The organism is Bifidobacteriaceae bacterium (assembly GCA_031281585.1).
Taxonomy (GTDB): Bacteria; Actinomycetota; Actinomycetes; order Actinomycetales; family WQXJ01; genus JAIRTF01.
The window spans coordinates 58,911-75,139 of record JAITFE010000158.1 but is presented as its reverse complement, the minus strand read 5'-3'; the positions used below and the strand labels follow the sequence as shown (position 1 = coordinate 75,139).

Sequence of the window (16,229 nt, the reverse complement as noted above, 5' to 3'; positions counted from 1 at the left end):
CTGCGCCGTGGTGGCCGGCCTGATCGCCATAGCCCCCGTCATCTGGTCCCGCCTGCGCGCGGCCCGGATCGACCGCCTGGCCGGCAGCGAACTGGAGCACGCCCTCGCCTGACCGCCGGTCTGTGTCGACCCGGCAGATGTTGGCGCGGCGTCCCCTGGCCATCGCGACGTAAAGGTGAAGATGGCGGTGCGCCCGCTGGAAGCGGGCGACACGGACCCACCCAAGGCACCAAGCTACCGGTGTGGAACTGGGGCAACAAGCGCGCCGACACGGCCGATTGACGCCGCCCAGCGCTCAACGCCGGTTCGCTCGCGCCTGTCACCACCGGACTGGCCCAGCGCACGCATGAGCAGACGCTCGGCCCGATTAAGGCTGGCAAAGTCCAGACTGCCAGCGAAGTGCGCCACACCTGCGGGCGCCAAGTCGGGAGCGTCGTGCGGCAGGTCATTGACCCCTGAGACACCAATCGAGCAGGTGAACAGCCACAGCTCTCGGCTCGCGAGCAGGCGCTGACGAGCGGCCAGGAAGTGGCGCGCCTCCGCCAGGAAGTGCTGGGCGTAGACAGGCACGCCAACGATGACGGCACTCGCCTCGCCCAGACCGGTGCTGGGATCTTCGGTTGAGTCGGTCAAGTAGACCGATCGGTTTTGTTCGCGGTTCAGGGCAGCGGCGATCCACGCTCCAACCTCGTCGGTTGAGCCGTGCCGGGAGAAGGTCACGACCCGTGTGACTGGGCCGCTCACTGCTCTTCGCTCCGTGGTGAAACCTCGCGGGTGGCGACCCGCCTCGCATAGGTGGCAGTGACCAGGCACATTACGCCGCACGCAACCACCCATGCGGCTTGCCACTGACCGCGAGCCACCAAGACGGCTCCTGCAATCGCCGCCAGCCACGCGGCGGGAACGGCGACGGCGTCAAGTGCACGGCGGGCAACCCATGCAACCGCGCTGAGGTGGGCAGCGCTGACGGCCACCACCGCGACCGGCCACCACTCAAGGCGACCGACGGCCAACAAGAGGAGTCCGCCGCCCACCAGCGTGATTCCCTGTGCCGCCGAGGTTCCGGTGACCGCCCGGCGGGCCGCGGCAGTCACCGTCCGCCGCTTGGGGGGTGCCCCCGGCAGGCCAGACGCGCGTGCCCGCCAGCATCCAATCAGCGCCAGTGCGGGCAACAGGCCGATCCCCACGACCGGCGCGGCCGCAGCCGCAAACGCTGCGTACAGGAGGCTGGCGGCGCGCAGCACCGCCACCGGGCCGAAGCGCCATCCCGCCGTGACCGGCGGCGGCGCGCGGTAGACGTTTGGCCGGACTTCTAACACCGATCCAATTCCTTTCCCTCTAGGGGCGCGAGCGCCCTCTTTTCAACGCTCATGTCGATGCCCGTCAACTGAACGGGTGGGGTTCGGCCAGATCGGCATTCGGAGGCGGGCTCCCGAACGCTGCCGCCAACGCACCGGTGCGGTCCATCTGCAACGCCCGCTGGCGATTCCAGCCGAAATCGATGGGGACGAGTCCCGGCACGAGGGTTCCAACCACGCTGACGCCTATGGCGTCGGCGGTTGCCGAGGCGCACACTGTGGCGAGCGGCTCCAGGCCCTTCGCCGCGAGTGCGCTCACGATTCCTCCCAAGGGGCCGTCGCCGGCATCGTCCATCTGCCAAGGCGGGATCTCCCCCAGTGGCACGGAGCGCTCCGGACCCTTGTCCTTGAACCGATCCAGGCCTTTCAGCCCGGTGGGCTTGAACGCGAGTGAGGCGTGGTCGTGGATGGATCTCACAGCCGCGAAGTCTGTGACTGGAAGGACGCCGGCACTGCGAAGACGCCGAGCGTGGCGCTCCCTCTCCGGCAGGTAGGTCCAGGCCTCCTTGACCGCGCCAACCACAGCCCGCTCGGGATCAGGGTGCGCGGCCGAGCCAAAGACGAACGCCTCCTCCACTTCCGCCGCGGCCACAATCACAGGTATGCCGAAATCGGACGGGACGAGAGATAGGTGGAAGCGGCATCCCAGCAGGCCGGCTCGCGTGAGGACATCTTGAATTCCCTCAACCGTGGCCGCATCGACGGAGTCCGGGGTGATCCCGCCGTACCAACAGGAAACGACGGCGTCTCGCTCCACCAATTCCAGGAGCCCAAAGAACGCGGCCTCCTCTGGGGTCGATCCCACCGCCCAACCCGACGACGTGCCCAAGGCCCAGCGCCGTCTAACCTCACGGCCATAATGAGCCAGTTCCAGCGGGACATACACCCGTTCACCCGTGACCAGGGACCGGGCAGCGACCCACTCGTGGGGCTCCCACGGGCTGAACTCCTCAACCTGGACGCCGTAGGCCACCGGCGGAAACCGGCCGAAGGCGTCGGGGCCGTAGTAGCGAGCGTCTAGTTCGGCCGCCGGGCATGTGACGACGTTGGAACCGCCGCCGAGGGCTCCGACCGTACGCTCAACACCCTCAAGCAGGCAGGCGCGAAGCGACCGGTCAAAGGAGTCTTCGTGTCCCGACCAGGTCAACTCGATGGGCGCCCCGCCAAGGTCTATCCACAACCGGTCAGTCACCGGTGAAGCGGTGGTCCAATCCAGGCCCCAGCCCCCCGGATGGCCGAGATAGCCGAGGCCGTGGCCGGCCAGCATGTCAGGCGGCAGCGGTAGGGAGTCCAGGCCCTGGCGTCGCCACGAGTTGGCGCTTTCGGCGCGTACGGCGATCGTCGGGGTCGCGTCGCCCTGTCGGGAGGCGGTCCGCACCACAGAACGCCGGATCGTTGCGGCCCGCACGTCTATCTCCAGCACCGGCCACCCCACGGGAGCGCCGCCCGCCTGTCGGTTTGCCGGCATCACGCGTGCGAAATCACGCGCGGCCTCAACAACTCCGAAGGATTGGGCAAACCCTCCCAAGCCGTTACGCACATCTCTACCGGTGACCTCGCGTCCCGAGCCGAAGACAAGGCGCTCAGCCAAGTCAGAACAGCGCAATTGCAGGGCCTCGGCGAAGCCTCTCTGGTCCATCGCAGGTTCAGGGAAAACGAGGACCGTGTCGAATCCCTTCTTCCAGGTCCATGGGGCGGATTCGCCGTCGGCGGTCATACCCATCTCACCAGCTTCGCTGCGCTGGCGAAGAACACTGTGCCTGACGCCGCTAGGACCACAACGCTCAGAATGACGGCGGATCCTGACGCCACTCCGGTCAATCCTCCACCGATGGCGTCAACCATGTACCTCATGGGCATGGCGCGGCCTATGGCGACAGCCCAATCCGGCAGCATCTCGATGGGCAGCATCGCCCCCGAGACGTACGCCATGGGCAGCACCACCGCGTTGATGGCGCCAGACGCGGCCGCCACGGAATTGGTAAACGTTCCAACCAGCATGCCGAGGCTGAAGAAGGTCCAAATGCCGAGCGCCACGATGGGAAGCGCGACCAGCGCGTGCGGCGACAAGATCATGTTCAGGCCCGGCATTATGGCCAGCACTACCAGCAAGATCGCCTGGGTGATGCCTAAGCCGAGCCCAACCGCGAGGTTTGAGCCGAGTATGGAATTGGTGCGAATCGGTGCCGCATATAGGACACGGCTCATTCCAGACACCCGCCATTCCACAATCGACTGAGCCGCCGTGAACATCCCCACGTAGGCGATTCCGAAGGCGACCACATTCGGTCCAACGCCTTGCATCGCAAGCGTGCCGTCGGCGTTCGGCGTCTGACCAAACGCCCTTGCGAACACGACAAGCAGAAGCAGTGGGAAGAGGAAGGTGAAGAACACCGTGGCGGGATCGCGCAGGCTCGAACGGGCCTGCGCCCGAATGAGAGAGATGGTTCTAGTCATGGGGATACTCGCTTCCAGTTAGCTGAAGAAAGAAGTCTTCGAGGGTCGCGACCTCGACCTTGACATTCGTGACGTCGATTCCGGCGCGCACCAGCCCCTCCAGCGCCAGGCCCGGCGAGGCCACCTGGACCACCAACCCCTCCGCGCCGATGTCCACGCCGAGCACGCCGGGTAGCCCGCGCATCGACTCGACTGGGCCGACAGCCAACGGCAGCACCAGTCGGGCGGGAAGGCAGGACGCGGCCAGGAGACGCTCGGGCGTGTCATCCGCCACAATCCGGCCCCGGTCAAGGATTGCCACCTTGTCACAGAGACGCTCAGCCTCGTGAAGCAGGTGGGTTGTGTAGAGCACCGTGGTCTCCGAACCACGCAGTCCGTGCAGAATCCGGACCAGCTCCGCTCGGGCCTCAGCGTCCATGGCGGCTGTGGGCTCGTCCAGGAAGAGCACCTCCGGCCGGTGCAATAGCGCTGACGCGACCGCCAGCTTCTGCCGCTCTCCGCCGGAGAGCTTGTCCACCCTGGTTCCAGCGCAACGGACCAGGCCGAACGTCTCAAGCAGTTCGTCCACCCGTGGGCGTTCGACACCGTAGATGTCGGCCAGGGTCGCCAGGTGCTCCCGCGCCTTCGAGCGCGTGAAGAAAGCCGTGTTCTGGAGCTGTATGCCGATCCGGCGTAGCACGTCCGGCGAACGCTTGGCAGGCGCGGCTCCGAGCACGGACACCGCGCCGGAATCGGGTGTCCGTAGACCCTCCGCGATCTCCATGATGGTTGTCTTCCCGGCGCCGTTGGGGCCAATCAGACCGTAAAACTGTCCCGGCTCCACTGTCAGGTCCACGCCGGCCAACGCCGTCTTGGGACCGTAGGACTTGCGCAGCCCCCTGATGGCGATCACCGGCGACGGCCGGGGTTCGCGGCCCGTGGAACCGTCGGTTCGCGATTCTTCTTGCGCGGACGCGTCCATTGGCGGTGCCTCCCACCTGCAACTGGTCACTGTCATTCTCCTTACTGATTGGCGTTGTCGTTTAGCCCACCGGTGAGTGCCGGGGGCGGTCCCTCGTTTGCCGGACCGCCCCCGGCGCCCGTGCGTCTGTCTTGCGTCAGAGAGCGGCGCAGGAGGACGTCGAGCTGCAGGACGAACAGGTCGATGTCGTCGAGCTGCAGGACGAACTGGAGGCGAAGGCCGCGTCGGAGTAATCGACGTAGTCCTTGACCTCGAGGGTCTCGGCGTTCAGGGCGTCGAGCTCAGCGGCCAGGCCAGCGATATCGGCGGTGGACATGTTTTTCTCCTTTTGTGAAGTGGGTCAGGCGACCCGATTTGTCTTGAAGAGACCGGTCGGCCCCTCCTTTTCGGAATTGTCCGAAAACCTTGGTGTCCCGGTGGCGGTGAGAGTCATGCGGCACCGCCTCTGACCAGGACTATTAGCCAGACAACTAGGCACGCGGTCAGAAGAAGCGAGCCTATGATCGAGGCCGGCAGATACGCGCTGATCGCCAGCCGTGAGCGGACAGGCAGAGCCTCGGGCGGCCGGACGCGGCCTAGTACCCGAGCGACTCCCAGGCCCGGAAGGTTGCGGACAGCCGCCCACGCCTCCCAGAGGCGGGTGCCGTCCGAATAGCGCATTGGAACCAGGTTCAGGAAGGCCATCGCCACTTCGAGACTGATGGCCATCGCGGCCCAATCGGCAGCCAGACTCCCGTGTGTCGAGTTCGCCAACACCGCAAGAGGAACGGCGCACGACATGATTGACGTGAGCGGGCCCACCAGGACCACCGCCAGCCGTTGCCGGGTGGACTTCAGGAGCCAGAAGCCGTCCAGTTTGGTGTTCGGCAGCGCGCGCCGGCCAATCTTGGCCACCGATAGGACCGGCTTTCGGTCACTTACCGCGGCGAACGCAAGCCCGTGCGCCAGTTCGTGGCCAAAGATGACGGCAAGCTGCCACGCGAGGGTCAAGACCAGGGCAATCACGCCATCGGCCAGACGGCCGCCCCTGATGCCTGCGACCGCCGTCATGAAGTCTCCCGCGCTGAACACGAACCACGCGGCCGTCGCGCCCGCGCCAAGGGCGATGGCGCCTGTGATAAGGCGAAGCTGAAGATGTGGTCCCAGGCGCCAGACGGCGCCAGCGATTCGGCTCAGCAGACCGTCTTCGGTTGCCTCCCGGCCGTCGCTTGCCCGCGTGTCCTGCCCGGTGGGTTCCTTGGCAGAAGGCGGTGCGTACGGGTTCACCACTAGGCCGGCAGCCACAAGCTTGCCCACGACCTCACCCACAACACGGGTCTCCACGGGACGCCCGGTCCGGCTAGAAACCTGGTCACGAATGTCCTGCAAGCTCCGATCACCGTCGATTGCCTCGATCACCAGCAGTTCGAGCAGACCGGCGTTCCAGGTCCGCGGTTGCCGGGCGATCGCAATCTCCGCGGTCATGGAGGCGCCGTTCCAGATGGGGGGGCCGGCGATCACCCCTGGGGTCAGCGCCGGACTCCACGCGCCGGCCTGCGCGCCGGCGTTCACGCCGCCACCTGCCAGTCGTCACTGTCGAGTCCCCGCTCTTCCGCCGCCGCTAGCGCCTTGAGCAGTTCAAACGACAGGTAAGCCTCATCCGAGACGGAAAGCATGAGGCGGTTGTCCATCATGTGTTGATAGGAGAAGCCAACCCGCCAGCAGAGGCGGTCTATGTCCGAGGTCGTCTCTCCGCCACCCTGCCAAGCGAACTGGAGCGGAGCTTCGGCTGCCGCCGCGTCCAGGCGCCGCCTAGTCTGCGAGACCGCCTCGCGCCAATCCCTTAACACGCCGGTCAGGCCGTCCCCACCCCGACGCGCCGCCTCGTATACCGGCACCACCTGCTTGAGCATGGTCCGGTGGTTCTCACTAAACCGTCCCGTGTTATGCCGCTCGACATACTCCTTGGAGTCCTCGAACATGCCTGCCCAACGTTGGTGATAGTTCTCAAGGAAAGCCATGGCCTCGCTGCGGTCGGGAAACAGCGTCCCGGTAAGCACGGCCATTAGTTCAGCGCCTACCCCGAGTTGGACGCTGCGCACCCCCATGTTTCCCTTCGCGATCAGCTCCGCGGCTATCTCGGCTGACAGCTCGAAGTGTTCCTCTGCTATCTCGATACCCACCGGACCGCCGTATCGATCCCATTCGGGTTCGTAGGAGCGAACGCTGATGGAGCTGTCCGGCTGAATGATCGGGCGGCCATCGGAGTCGAAGTATTTGTCGCGATCGGCATCCGAGAATTCAGCCGCGAAGAGCCTGCCGTAGTAATCTGCCGACTCCAATTCGGCCGACGGGTGCAATGACGGATTCAATCTGAGGTATTCTCGCACCGTCCGCACAACCTGTTCCTCGACGGCGGCTGCGTCCTCTTCGGAGTGGAGCGCCAGCCTCAGCCGGATGTGGTTCCCCTCGAGCCAGTAGTTGATATAGAACCAACGCGCAATCTGATCCGCCTCCTTTAGGCGGCGGACAAGCGGCCGAACACATCTTGTCAGCAGCTCAAAGGGATTCGAGCCGTAGAAGATGTGAAATGACAACCAGAGTGGCCGTCGTCCCGTTGATGTTGAAACTGCGGACTCCTCCCAAGGCGGCGCACCGGCGGGCGGTATGGCGGCATCAATTGACATGCTCTTTCTTCCCCTTCGTGACGGCGCTGAGGCCGATGATGAATTCTTGGACGCGTCCTAGGCTGGATTCCCCCGCTACCGGAAGCGCGGGCAATGCCTCGGCGACAGTGAGCGGACCGCCTCGCTGGCGCCATTCGTGCGCCAGCGATGCCCACCCAAGGAGCGAGCCGGTGTCGTGGTAACGGGGTTTCGGGCGTCTGGTCGCGGAGGGCCGCCTGATTCTGATGAAGGACGTCTCTGGCAGGCCCAGCGCACGCCACCATCGGCACCACTCGACCAGGCCGTTTGGGGACGTCGGATCGGCCGACGGCATTAGCTCGGCTGGAACCTCCCAAGTGGCACGCTCGAGGACGAGGTGATCGCCTATCGCGACCCGCGGGCGCCTTTTCACCTCAACGGCTCCGGCCTCGTCGCTTCCTTCCGGTCCACCCCAGACGCCGGAGCCGAACATCACCGGGGGCGCCAGGAGCCCCATCAGCTGATGAGATGTCGGAGTCGCGAACGGCACCAGGTAACCGATGTAAGTGGGCAGGACCTCTTCGCCGGTGCGCCGGTGCACCAAGGCCAGCCGGCCCTGATCCGAGATGTAGATGAGATCTAGATCGAAGACGCTGGTCTGACGCTCGGCCCGCGAGCCTGACGGATCTCCGGGCATGCGCAGTTCCGACCTGAGAAGCGGACCATGGAGGTTGAGATTCGTTACGGCGGCTCCACCCAGCAACTCGTGCAACGTCACTCCGGCCGCGAGCGCCATGTCCTCTACCGACCGAACGCAACTGACGGCATCGTCCCCAAATAGATGGGCGAAGCGGGAGAGCCCAAACCCAGGACCGCCGAACACGTTGTTGACCACCAGTCCGTTCCGACCAAGGACCTGAGCGAATATGTTGAGGTGCCGGAAGGGGAAGACAACATCTGGCAACAGCCGCAGAGCCGGGCCACTCGTGGCCAAAGCGTCGCGAATGTCGATGACGCCGCCCACGGGAACGGCGTCCGCAACCAACTCCCTAAGTACGCCCTGGGCCTTCTCCCAGCGCCAAGCCTCACCCCATCTCAGCCACGGATCGGCTTCAATGCGGTCCCGGTCCAAGTTGGCGGCGTCACGAGCCATGTGCGAGCTGTACAACTGCGTCTTGAATGCGTCGAGGAACGCGGGAACGTTCTCGCATCGACCGTCCGCCCCAAACATCCCTAAGAAGAATCCCCTCAGCATGGCCCTCGGCACTTGACTCTCGTCCAGCACCTCCGACAACGCGAACAGCTTCCCCAAGTCCGGATTCTCCAGAGGCGGGCTTGGCAGTTCGGGCGCCTGACCCAGGCCCGAGTCCTCGTAAACAACCGACTGCGGAACCGGCGCGTCTGAGCAGCCGGAGACCTCGTAAACCCGCTTGACCGCGCCGCGGATCGCATCCACGGCATGGGATCGCTCGGCGAGTCCGCTGATCTTCGACAAAGACTCGGCGGCCTCCACATACCCAGTGACCGCGTCGCGGAAGCCTTGGTCCCCGAGCTTCTCAATCTCCCTGGGCAGGCTCTCGAGGACCGCCTCGGCGCCAATGTGCGGATGGAAGCGGAGGTCCGGCAGAACCAAGAAGCCGAGCCGGATCAGCTCTTGAACCGCACGCAACGCTGTCGCCTGAGGCACACCCTGGCCATGCATGCGATCCACGACTGCGCCCACGGTGGCGGCGCCCTGCTCCAGGGCCGCCGCTACCGTGTCGCAAAGATCTCCGGGAACTATGCGGACCAGAGACTCCAGAACGGCCGCCTGGTCGGATTCTCCGGTGGCGTCGGAGAAGTCGTACTCCGAGCGGTGGACAATCACGGCGCCGTCCGGTTCCTCCCCTATCACCTGGCCCGGCATCACCCGCATTCCCAGGACGGCTTTCTCGTTGTGCCAAAGCGAGTCCAAGGCCAGCGCTATCGGGTAAACCGAGGCGCGAGACACATCAATCCGGTCTGGAAAGTCTCTCCCGCCAGATGCGGGCACGTTTGCAGCGCCGGAGCACCGCGCTATGCCAACGCGCGTGAGGCTTGAGAACGGTGAGGTCTTGGCGGCCGCCCGCCACGCGTATTGAAGAAGCGTCCGCTCAGCCTTGCGCTGATTCTTTGACAGCGTTCCCCCGCGGCGTGCAGCGGCCCGGTATGAGAGGAGGCCGGTGGTGGCGCTCGGTGCCGCCACGCCCAGTCCTCGCGCGAAGTCTTCCTCGTCCAGCAGTTCGCCAAGGTTCAAGCGCTCCCGGCGCAGCCATTCCCCCACCACCAGCTCGCCGCGCGCCCGCACGGCCTCAAATTCGTCGGCCGCCGCGAAGACCGGTGCGGACAAGGCGGCAACCTCTTCGGCAATCCCAGGTGACACGGCATCGACGCGGACCTTGGCCTGGGCGAAGCGCCGGTTGTGCAAGTGCCGGCGCGCTTCCACCAACGCCTTGCGGTCGGAACCGGCCTCGAGTCTGCCGATGATCCCGAAGAGCTGGTCCGTGGCGCGCTCAAGAGCTGAGCTGAGAGCTTCCTCCGCCGCGTCAACGTCCGCTACCCACGCCTCGAAATCCGCTGAACGCAGACCGCGCAGCACACTCGCCGGCAAACCCGCTGTCCGGGACTGAACCCTCTCGTCGGCTATGACGCGCATGGTGTCACCGTTCCCCGCCGCATTCGAGGGACAGGTCAAGCGCCCCGGAGGCCAGCCGGTCATGCCCAATGAACATGGTCAACACCGGAATGGCGTCCCGGCCTGACAGCCCCAGCGCGTCGAACTCGCTGGCCGCGTCGAAGCCGAGGGCCGTTCCGGCGCCCACTCCTCGCCGCGCACATGCGAGGTGCAGATGCTGACAAACCGCGCCTGCGGCCGTGTTGATGGCGCGGTAGCCGCGAACGCCGTAAGCCTCTCCAAGGCCGATCGGATTGGCAGTCATGACCACGAGGGCCGCCGCTCGCTCGAGGTCGTAGTTGTTGAGGAAGTAGCGCCGGAGCAAGATCGCCATGGCGTCACGGGTGTGCGCCCGGCGCAACGCCCGCGTGCCGGCATCGAAGCGGTAGCAGCCTCTCGGTAGGCCATCCACGGCCTCGGCTATGACATATAGACCCACTTCCCTCCCCGTGGCGCCGGAGAAGGTTCGGTCCACCACCGATTGGGCGGCGTCTGCCTCAGCCAGGCATTCGATTAGCACTTCGACGCGGACCGGAGCGCCGTCAAAGCGCCCAAAAGACGTCTCGCGGCGCCACACGTCGCTGATTCGCCCCTTGACTGCTGGGTCGGGCGTCAGCGAGGCGGTCAAAGACTCGGGTACAGGCCACACCGGGTCGAGGCCGGACGGCACTCCTCGTTCTGCCAGCGCGTCACGTTGGAGCGCCCGCTGGGTGACAAACGAGTGGACCGTCTGGGAACGCTCGTCGGCGTGGGGCAGGCGCCCGCCCGGTCGGGGACTGACCGCAGCGGTGGTGGCCGGCCCGATCCCCATGACCGCACAAACGGCCTCCGCGCCGGAGTCAAGGTCGAGGATCCCCGCCAGCGACGCCTCATCCACCCACAGATCGGGCTGGACGAGATCTGCGGCCTCCCCGAGCACGTAGCGCCATGTCCCCGTGAGAGTTCCCAGGTCCATGCTGGTCGCCTGACAGGCGAAGTCGTTGTACTTGAAGGCGGACTGCCAGTACTTGACGGTGAGGATGACGTAGCACTGTTGCGCGGCGGGATACCGCTGAGCATGCGCCACGGGACCTGTCCAGTCCCCCGACGAGAGGCGCTCGAGAGCGTGGTGGATCGGTGAATAGTGGTAGATCCCGCTCTCCAGACCGAAGTCGCGTCCCACCACGAGGTACACGCCCGCGCAGTATCTGCCCCCACCCGATGACGCACCTCGCGCCCACCTGGCCTCCTCGGCGTTCACCAGCATCGATGTGGACTCGTTGCAATTGACTCGGCTGCGCCTCCCCATCACTCCGTAGGAGTAGAAGAGGAGGTCTCCAAGCGCGCGGTCCATGGCGACCGGTCCACCCGAGGCCAGGCCACCTGGTGCCGTGGCCCGAGGCAAGGCGACAAGCTGGGTTCCGGGGTAGAACTTCTGCGGCCAGGGGGCGTCCGCCCAGTCGATCTGCCACTTGCGGAGGGGCATTCCCTGTTCGGCCCGGCGAAAGATCATCTCGGCGTACCGCCGCGCCGCCTGGCCTGGGGCCAGTTCCGCCCATTCCTCGCCCAGCGGCGTGAGCGTGGCACAAGACGACTCCGGGGCAGGTGTCGGCCTGTCCACTTGGATTGTTGTGGCGGTCATCGCGGTTCGCCCCCGTCCGCCGTCAGGGCCTTGACGGCCACGAATCCGAGGGCAGCGAGTTCCGGGTTGGTGACGTCGCAGACAATCACGCGGGGGCTATTGGCCTTTTCCAGAGGGGCCGTTCCGGTCGCCAAACCGTTCGGGTCGAACTCTGGCTCGGCCGTCATCGACCAGGTCTCGGGGGCCTTTCCGTTGGCGGCCCGTTGCACAGCGCCGATCAGCCCAACGAGCGAGGCGCACAAGGCTTCGGCCAAGTCGCTGCCTGCGGCTGCCTCCCAGGCGGTCACCCCGGAGCGCCGGCACCGCGAGATGACGACGTGGCGGCCGAGGTGGCACCCGGCATCGAATGATTCGACAACCACGCCGAGCCTTTGGGCCGCGTCGCGCAAGAAGACGCTCTTAGGCGAGGTGTCCGATGCCGTCGCGCGGGGTGCCGCTCCCGCGCGGGCCGCCGCGATCAGTCCTAGACGCGCGGCGGCCGAGGAAACGGCGCCCTCCAACGCCTCGTCGTAGTCGAGTCCGATGCCGCAGCCGAGCGCTGAGCGGCCGAAGACGCCCAGCGTGTTAGCGCTCGACATGGTGGCGACGGCGCCGGAAGGCACGGCGATTTTCTCGCCCGTGAGGAGGTCCCGTGCCAGGACGGGATTGGATGTGTGGGCCTGGTCGCGCGTTGTGCGACCGTGAAGGAGACCATCGACCGTCCGCGCCTCGGCCCACGAGGCGGCGGGGGGCGCCCACGTTTCGAGCCGCAGCGCCAGCGCCTGGCGGGTAGCCCGGGCACGAGCGCCGGCCACATCCCAGAGATCGGCCGAGCCGATGGTGACCGGTGGTCTCCCGCCACCCATCACCACCTCCGCCACGGACACCTTGAGCGGCAATTGCTCGATCTCGCCATCGTCGAATCGCATGATTGGAAGAGTCAGAGGATCGACCGCTTGTGCGCAGGCCTTGGACCAGCTTGGTCCGACCCTGCCGGAGACTTCGTCGGAAGGTGCGGGCAGGCTCGACGCCGGGCACCTGTTCATAGATCCGGTGGCGGCCGGGTGGATGTACCGGTGCGGGATCACGCGGTGACGCTTGGCCTCACCGTGAAGGCAATCGAGGACCAGGATCGAAGCGGCCGTCTCAGGCTCAGAAATCTCGGTCAGGTTCCGGTACACCTCGATGGCGGCAAGGGAGGCTCCAAGCCGCTGGACCGCAGGTAGCCCTGTCGCGGTCGCGCCGGTCTCTACCCCCGCAAGTGCGGTGACCCAGAAGTGGGCGACACTCCCATCCGAATCGTGCTCGCTCAGCGCCGCCATCATGTCTGCCCAGGTGGCGGCCGAATCGTCACCGGCGGTCCACATCGGGCCGATCACGAGGTTGTCGCCCAAGGCTGTGATCGGCAAAGTCACCGGCGCGCCAAAACCGTCTCCGGCCTGCGCCAGCCGCCGCGCCGCCCAAGGTGTGGGCGGCAGCACCAGGACCTGGCACTCCGGCGCGTCATGGTCCAGGCGATCCAGCGATCGGACCTGAACTGAGTCCGGCAGATCGTCCGGGCGCGCGGCGCCGGGGCTGTAATAGGTCAGGCGCCGGGCGCCGTTTTGGACAAGCACGCGGGCAAGCCAGGCAGCAAGCGGGCAGCCGCCGACCACGGCGATGGATGCGTCGCGGAAGCGAACAAAGCGACGCTTCGGATCATCTTTGAAGTGGGCGATGAAGGCGAGCTGCTCGGCAAACCTCACCTCGTCATCGGGCGAGAGGCTGACGTCCGGACACGGGTCGATTTCGCGAAGGAAGCCCCGTGCCAGCAACGGCTCGACAAACGCCTCCACCTTCTGCCAAGTCCGCTGATCCAGCGTCTGGGCGAGTTCGCGCCGCGAATACGAGCCGTCCAGTATCGGCGCGATGGCCTTGAAGGCACGGTAGGCGGACGCACCGGCGATCTCAAGGACCGTCTCGGTGTTGGAGAAGCGGATACCGGCAGCGGACGAGCTGAACATGGTGTTGGCTCGGAGCCTTAGCTTCGCGCCTGGGGCGGCTCCGGAGGGCTGCGGCGCTTCAAGCGAAAGGGCTGTCGATGGGCCGATTCCTTGCTGTGAGCGGGTCATGGCTTGAAGTCAAAACCGTGACGTCGCGTCAAGGTCAAGCGGCTCGCGCCCACCAGTTTCCAGATGGTGTGTGATAAGGTCCCAAACGCCCGCGCCAGTTCCCTCATGACCCACCCCGACCAGCGACAGGACCCGTTAGTGCCCGATGCGAAGCTCCCCCCAGACCCGTGCCCATGCCTGGTGGTGGACGCTTTGGGTCCGGCCCCCTCGGGGCACTCGGACCCCGATCTGGCGATCCAGTGGGATGGTCCGGTCATCTACCGCACGCCGACCCACGTCTTTGTCTCGGATCCCAGGGCAACCAGCTGCGTTCCCTGTGTGATGGAGGCCGTGGGCTACGATCCGTCGCTCCGCCACGCAGTGAGCACTGCGGAGGTCGGCGTGGATCTGCCGGGGAGCAACCCGTTCGAGGCCGAGTTGATGGCCCGCCTACTCGAAACCCTTGCCACTTCCGATCCCGCGGCGGCCCCAGCGGTGGTTGGAATTGACCGGTTGCGGTTGGGCATCACGGGTGTACGCCTATTGGCCTGTGAGCCGTGTCACCCGTCCCGGCACCATGAGTTCGCACCTGAGGCTCCGCCCGCAGATTATGAGGGACAACTCCGGCCGGGCGACGCGCTGCTTGTGCCCCGCGCCCCGGCCCGCTCCCATTTCGACGCGCTGCAACCAAGCGATTTCCTTCATCCAGCAACGGCTTTGGCTGGATCCCGATCGTTTTGGGACCTTGAGTCAGAGATTCCCGCCAAGGTCGCTGGAGAGAAGCGGTTGGGCGCCCACAGGGAGAATTGGTCGCTGCATTGGGGCGGCCACGCCGGCACATTCGCCGATTCCGAGGCCATTGGCGTGCTGGAAGGACTGGAGCGGATCGCCGGGTACAGGCCGGCCCAGCGTGCGCTGCGTTGGCGGGGATCCGCTGCCGATCTACCGGTGCGCGCCGTAGGCCCGAGCGAATTCGGCTTGGCGCCCGAGGACTGGCCGTTCCCGGTTCCGGCGGAGATGAATTGGGTGCCCGGCTATTCGCTGCGCGCGAGAGAGGTTGTCGCAGTTCCAGAGTCGCTGGTGTATTACGGGGCCGAGCCGGCCGCAGAGCTATTCGCCTTCGAAACTTCGAGTGGCTGTGCCGTTGGTTCAACTCTGGCAGAGGCCGCGTTCTATGGCCTCCTCGAAGTGATTGAACGAGACTCGTTCCTTATCGCTTGGTATGGCGGGATTCCCCTCCGCGAGATCGACCCCAACGGGGTCGAATCCAATTTGGCGCAGATGATGCTGGCACGCATGCGGCTATATGGGCAGCAGGTCCGCCTCTTCGATTGCACGGTTGGTTTGCCGGTTCCAACTGTGATGGCTGTCGCCGAGAATGAAAAGAGCGGCGCCCTTTGTTTCGGCGCCGCCAGTCGGCCTGATCCGCAGGACGCCATCCTGGGCGCCTTGTCGGAGATCTGCTCCGACTTCGGACTGGGTTTCACCTCCGACTCGGCCTCGACGCATCGCATGACGCAGGGAAGGCTGACGCAGACCGACGCCATGATTCGCGATTTCCAGGCGGTCAGGCGGTTGGAGGATCACGCTGACATGTTCAAGAATCCCGCGGCCCGCCACTTGGCCGCATTCTTGCTGGATGGGCCAGCGGAGCCGTTGGTTCCGGTGGACAAGGTTGGACCATGCCGAAGCGCGGCCGAAGCCGACGAGCCCGGCCTGGGTCTTGGCTGGCTCATCGAGATCACCAGCCAGGCGGGCTTCGAGCCGATCGTGGTAGACCAGACGATTCCACTACTGACAAGGCTCGGGGCCCACGCGGCCAAGGCGATCGTCCCTGGGCTAATCCCGATCGACTTCGGCTGGTCGGTTCAGCGCGCCCTACGGATGCCCCGACTGCGGGACGCGTGGGCGGCGCACACCGGCCGCCCGGCATCGGCGTTCGTACCCAACTTGGTGCCGCACCCGTTTCCCTAGCCGGGGACGCCACGAAACGGACACGTGGAGCTGGTCGGTGCCCTGCGGCGTCACCCACCGCGTTTGATCACGGGCGATCCCGTCGTGAGCAGCTCACGGATGACACGGCGCTGGGCCTGGATCACGCCGACCCGGTCAGCCAGCGCGCGGTCCAAGCTCACAAGAATGACCTCTGCGCGGTGAGTCCCCGGCGGGCCACCCAAGACATCCGCCACCTCCTCTAGGGAGAGGCCCATTTCGCTCAGACGCACTATCCGGAGCAACATCAGGATCTGCTCGCGGGTGTAGATGCGCTGGCCACCGGGTCCGCGCCGGCCCTCGGGCAGGAGCCCCACCTGGTGGTAGTAGCGCAGCGCGCGGGCGGTCAACCCAACCAATTGCGCCGCCTCTCGCGTGGTGTATTCCAACTGGATCGGGGTCTGGGAGCCGGCATGGCCGGGCACTGGCGGATTCTGGATGCTTGTCACATACCC

13 protein-coding genes are annotated in these 16,229 nt (G+C 66.1%); 1 reads left to right on the top strand and 12 read right to left on the bottom strand.

Annotated features, from left to right (window positions below; all coding sequences use genetic code 11):
- Positions 1–234: 234 nt before the first annotated feature.
- The 11 genes from LBC97_16450 to LBC97_16400 form a co-directional block, all read right to left on the bottom strand.
- Entirely contained in the window at positions 235–744 is a 510-nt protein-coding gene (locus LBC97_16450) for a flavodoxin domain-containing protein (GenBank protein ID MDR2567607.1), read from the bottom strand.
- Positions 741–1,319 (bottom strand): hypothetical protein, encoded by a 579-nt coding sequence (locus LBC97_16445; protein ID MDR2567606.1) that lies wholly within the window; start codon positions 1,317–1,319, stop codon positions 741–743. Before LBC97_16445 ends, LBC97_16450 begins: the two co-directional genes overlap by 4 nt.
- A 64-nt stretch (positions 1,320–1,383) precedes the next feature.
- Positions 1,384–3,081: a YcaO-like family protein gene (locus tag LBC97_16440; GenBank protein ID MDR2567605.1), complete on the bottom strand. Its 1,698-nt coding sequence runs from the start codon at positions 3,079–3,081 to the stop codon at positions 1,384–1,386.
- Complete coding sequence (locus tag LBC97_16435; GenBank protein MDR2567604.1) at positions 3,072–3,815, bottom strand: ABC transporter permease; 744 nt, start codon at positions 3,813–3,815, stop codon at positions 3,072–3,074. Before LBC97_16435 ends, LBC97_16440 begins: the two co-directional genes overlap by 10 nt.
- Positions 3,808–4,806, bottom strand: coding sequence for an ABC transporter ATP-binding protein (locus tag LBC97_16430; GenBank protein ID MDR2567603.1), 999 nt, complete (start codon positions 4,804–4,806; stop codon positions 3,808–3,810). The genes LBC97_16435 and LBC97_16430 overlap by 8 nt, the downstream gene beginning before the upstream one ends.
- A 106-nt stretch (positions 4,807–4,912) precedes the next feature.
- The gene (locus LBC97_16425) at positions 4,913–5,092 is read right to left on the bottom strand and encodes a thiazolylpeptide-type bacteriocin (GenBank protein MDR2567602.1); all 180 of its coding nucleotides are present in this window, start codon (positions 5,090–5,092) and stop codon (positions 4,913–4,915) included.
- Positions 5,093–5,205: 113 nt separating this feature from the next.
- Positions 5,206–6,327: a hypothetical protein gene (locus LBC97_16420; protein MDR2567601.1), complete on the bottom strand. Its 1,122-nt coding sequence runs from the start codon at positions 6,325–6,327 to the stop codon at positions 5,206–5,208.
- Positions 6,324–7,442, bottom strand: coding sequence for a hypothetical protein (locus LBC97_16415; GenBank protein ID MDR2567600.1), 1,119 nt, complete (start codon positions 7,440–7,442; stop codon positions 6,324–6,326). The genes LBC97_16420 and LBC97_16415 overlap by 4 nt, the downstream gene beginning before the upstream one ends.
- The gene (locus LBC97_16410; protein ID MDR2567599.1) at positions 7,432–10,137 is read right to left on the bottom strand and encodes a lantibiotic dehydratase family protein; all 2,706 of its coding nucleotides are present in this window, start codon (positions 10,135–10,137) and stop codon (positions 7,432–7,434) included. The genes LBC97_16415 and LBC97_16410 overlap by 11 nt, the downstream gene beginning before the upstream one ends.
- Positions 10,079–11,713: a nitroreductase family protein gene (locus LBC97_16405; GenBank protein ID MDR2567598.1), complete on the bottom strand. Its 1,635-nt coding sequence runs from the start codon at positions 11,711–11,713 to the stop codon at positions 10,079–10,081. Before LBC97_16405 ends, LBC97_16410 begins: the two co-directional genes overlap by 59 nt.
- The gene (locus LBC97_16400; GenBank protein ID MDR2567597.1) at positions 11,710–13,695 is read right to left on the bottom strand and encodes a YcaO-like family protein; all 1,986 of its coding nucleotides are present in this window, start codon (positions 13,693–13,695) and stop codon (positions 11,710–11,712) included. The genes LBC97_16405 and LBC97_16400 overlap by 4 nt, the downstream gene beginning before the upstream one ends.
- Before the next feature lie 246 nt (positions 13,696–13,941).
- Between LBC97_16400 and LBC97_16395 the strand changes: the two genes are divergently transcribed.
- Positions 13,942–15,756 (top strand): YcaO-like family protein, encoded by a 1,815-nt coding sequence (locus LBC97_16395; GenBank protein ID MDR2567596.1) that lies wholly within the window; start codon positions 13,942–13,944, stop codon positions 15,754–15,756.
- 50 nt (positions 15,757–15,806) lie between these two features.
- Here LBC97_16395 and LBC97_16390 read toward each other — a convergent pair whose 3' ends face one another.
- Positions 15,807–16,199, bottom strand: a complete 393-nt coding sequence (locus tag LBC97_16390) for a MerR family transcriptional regulator (protein MDR2567595.1) — start codon at positions 16,197–16,199, stop codon at positions 15,807–15,809.
- Positions 16,200–16,229: the final 30 nt, after the last annotated feature.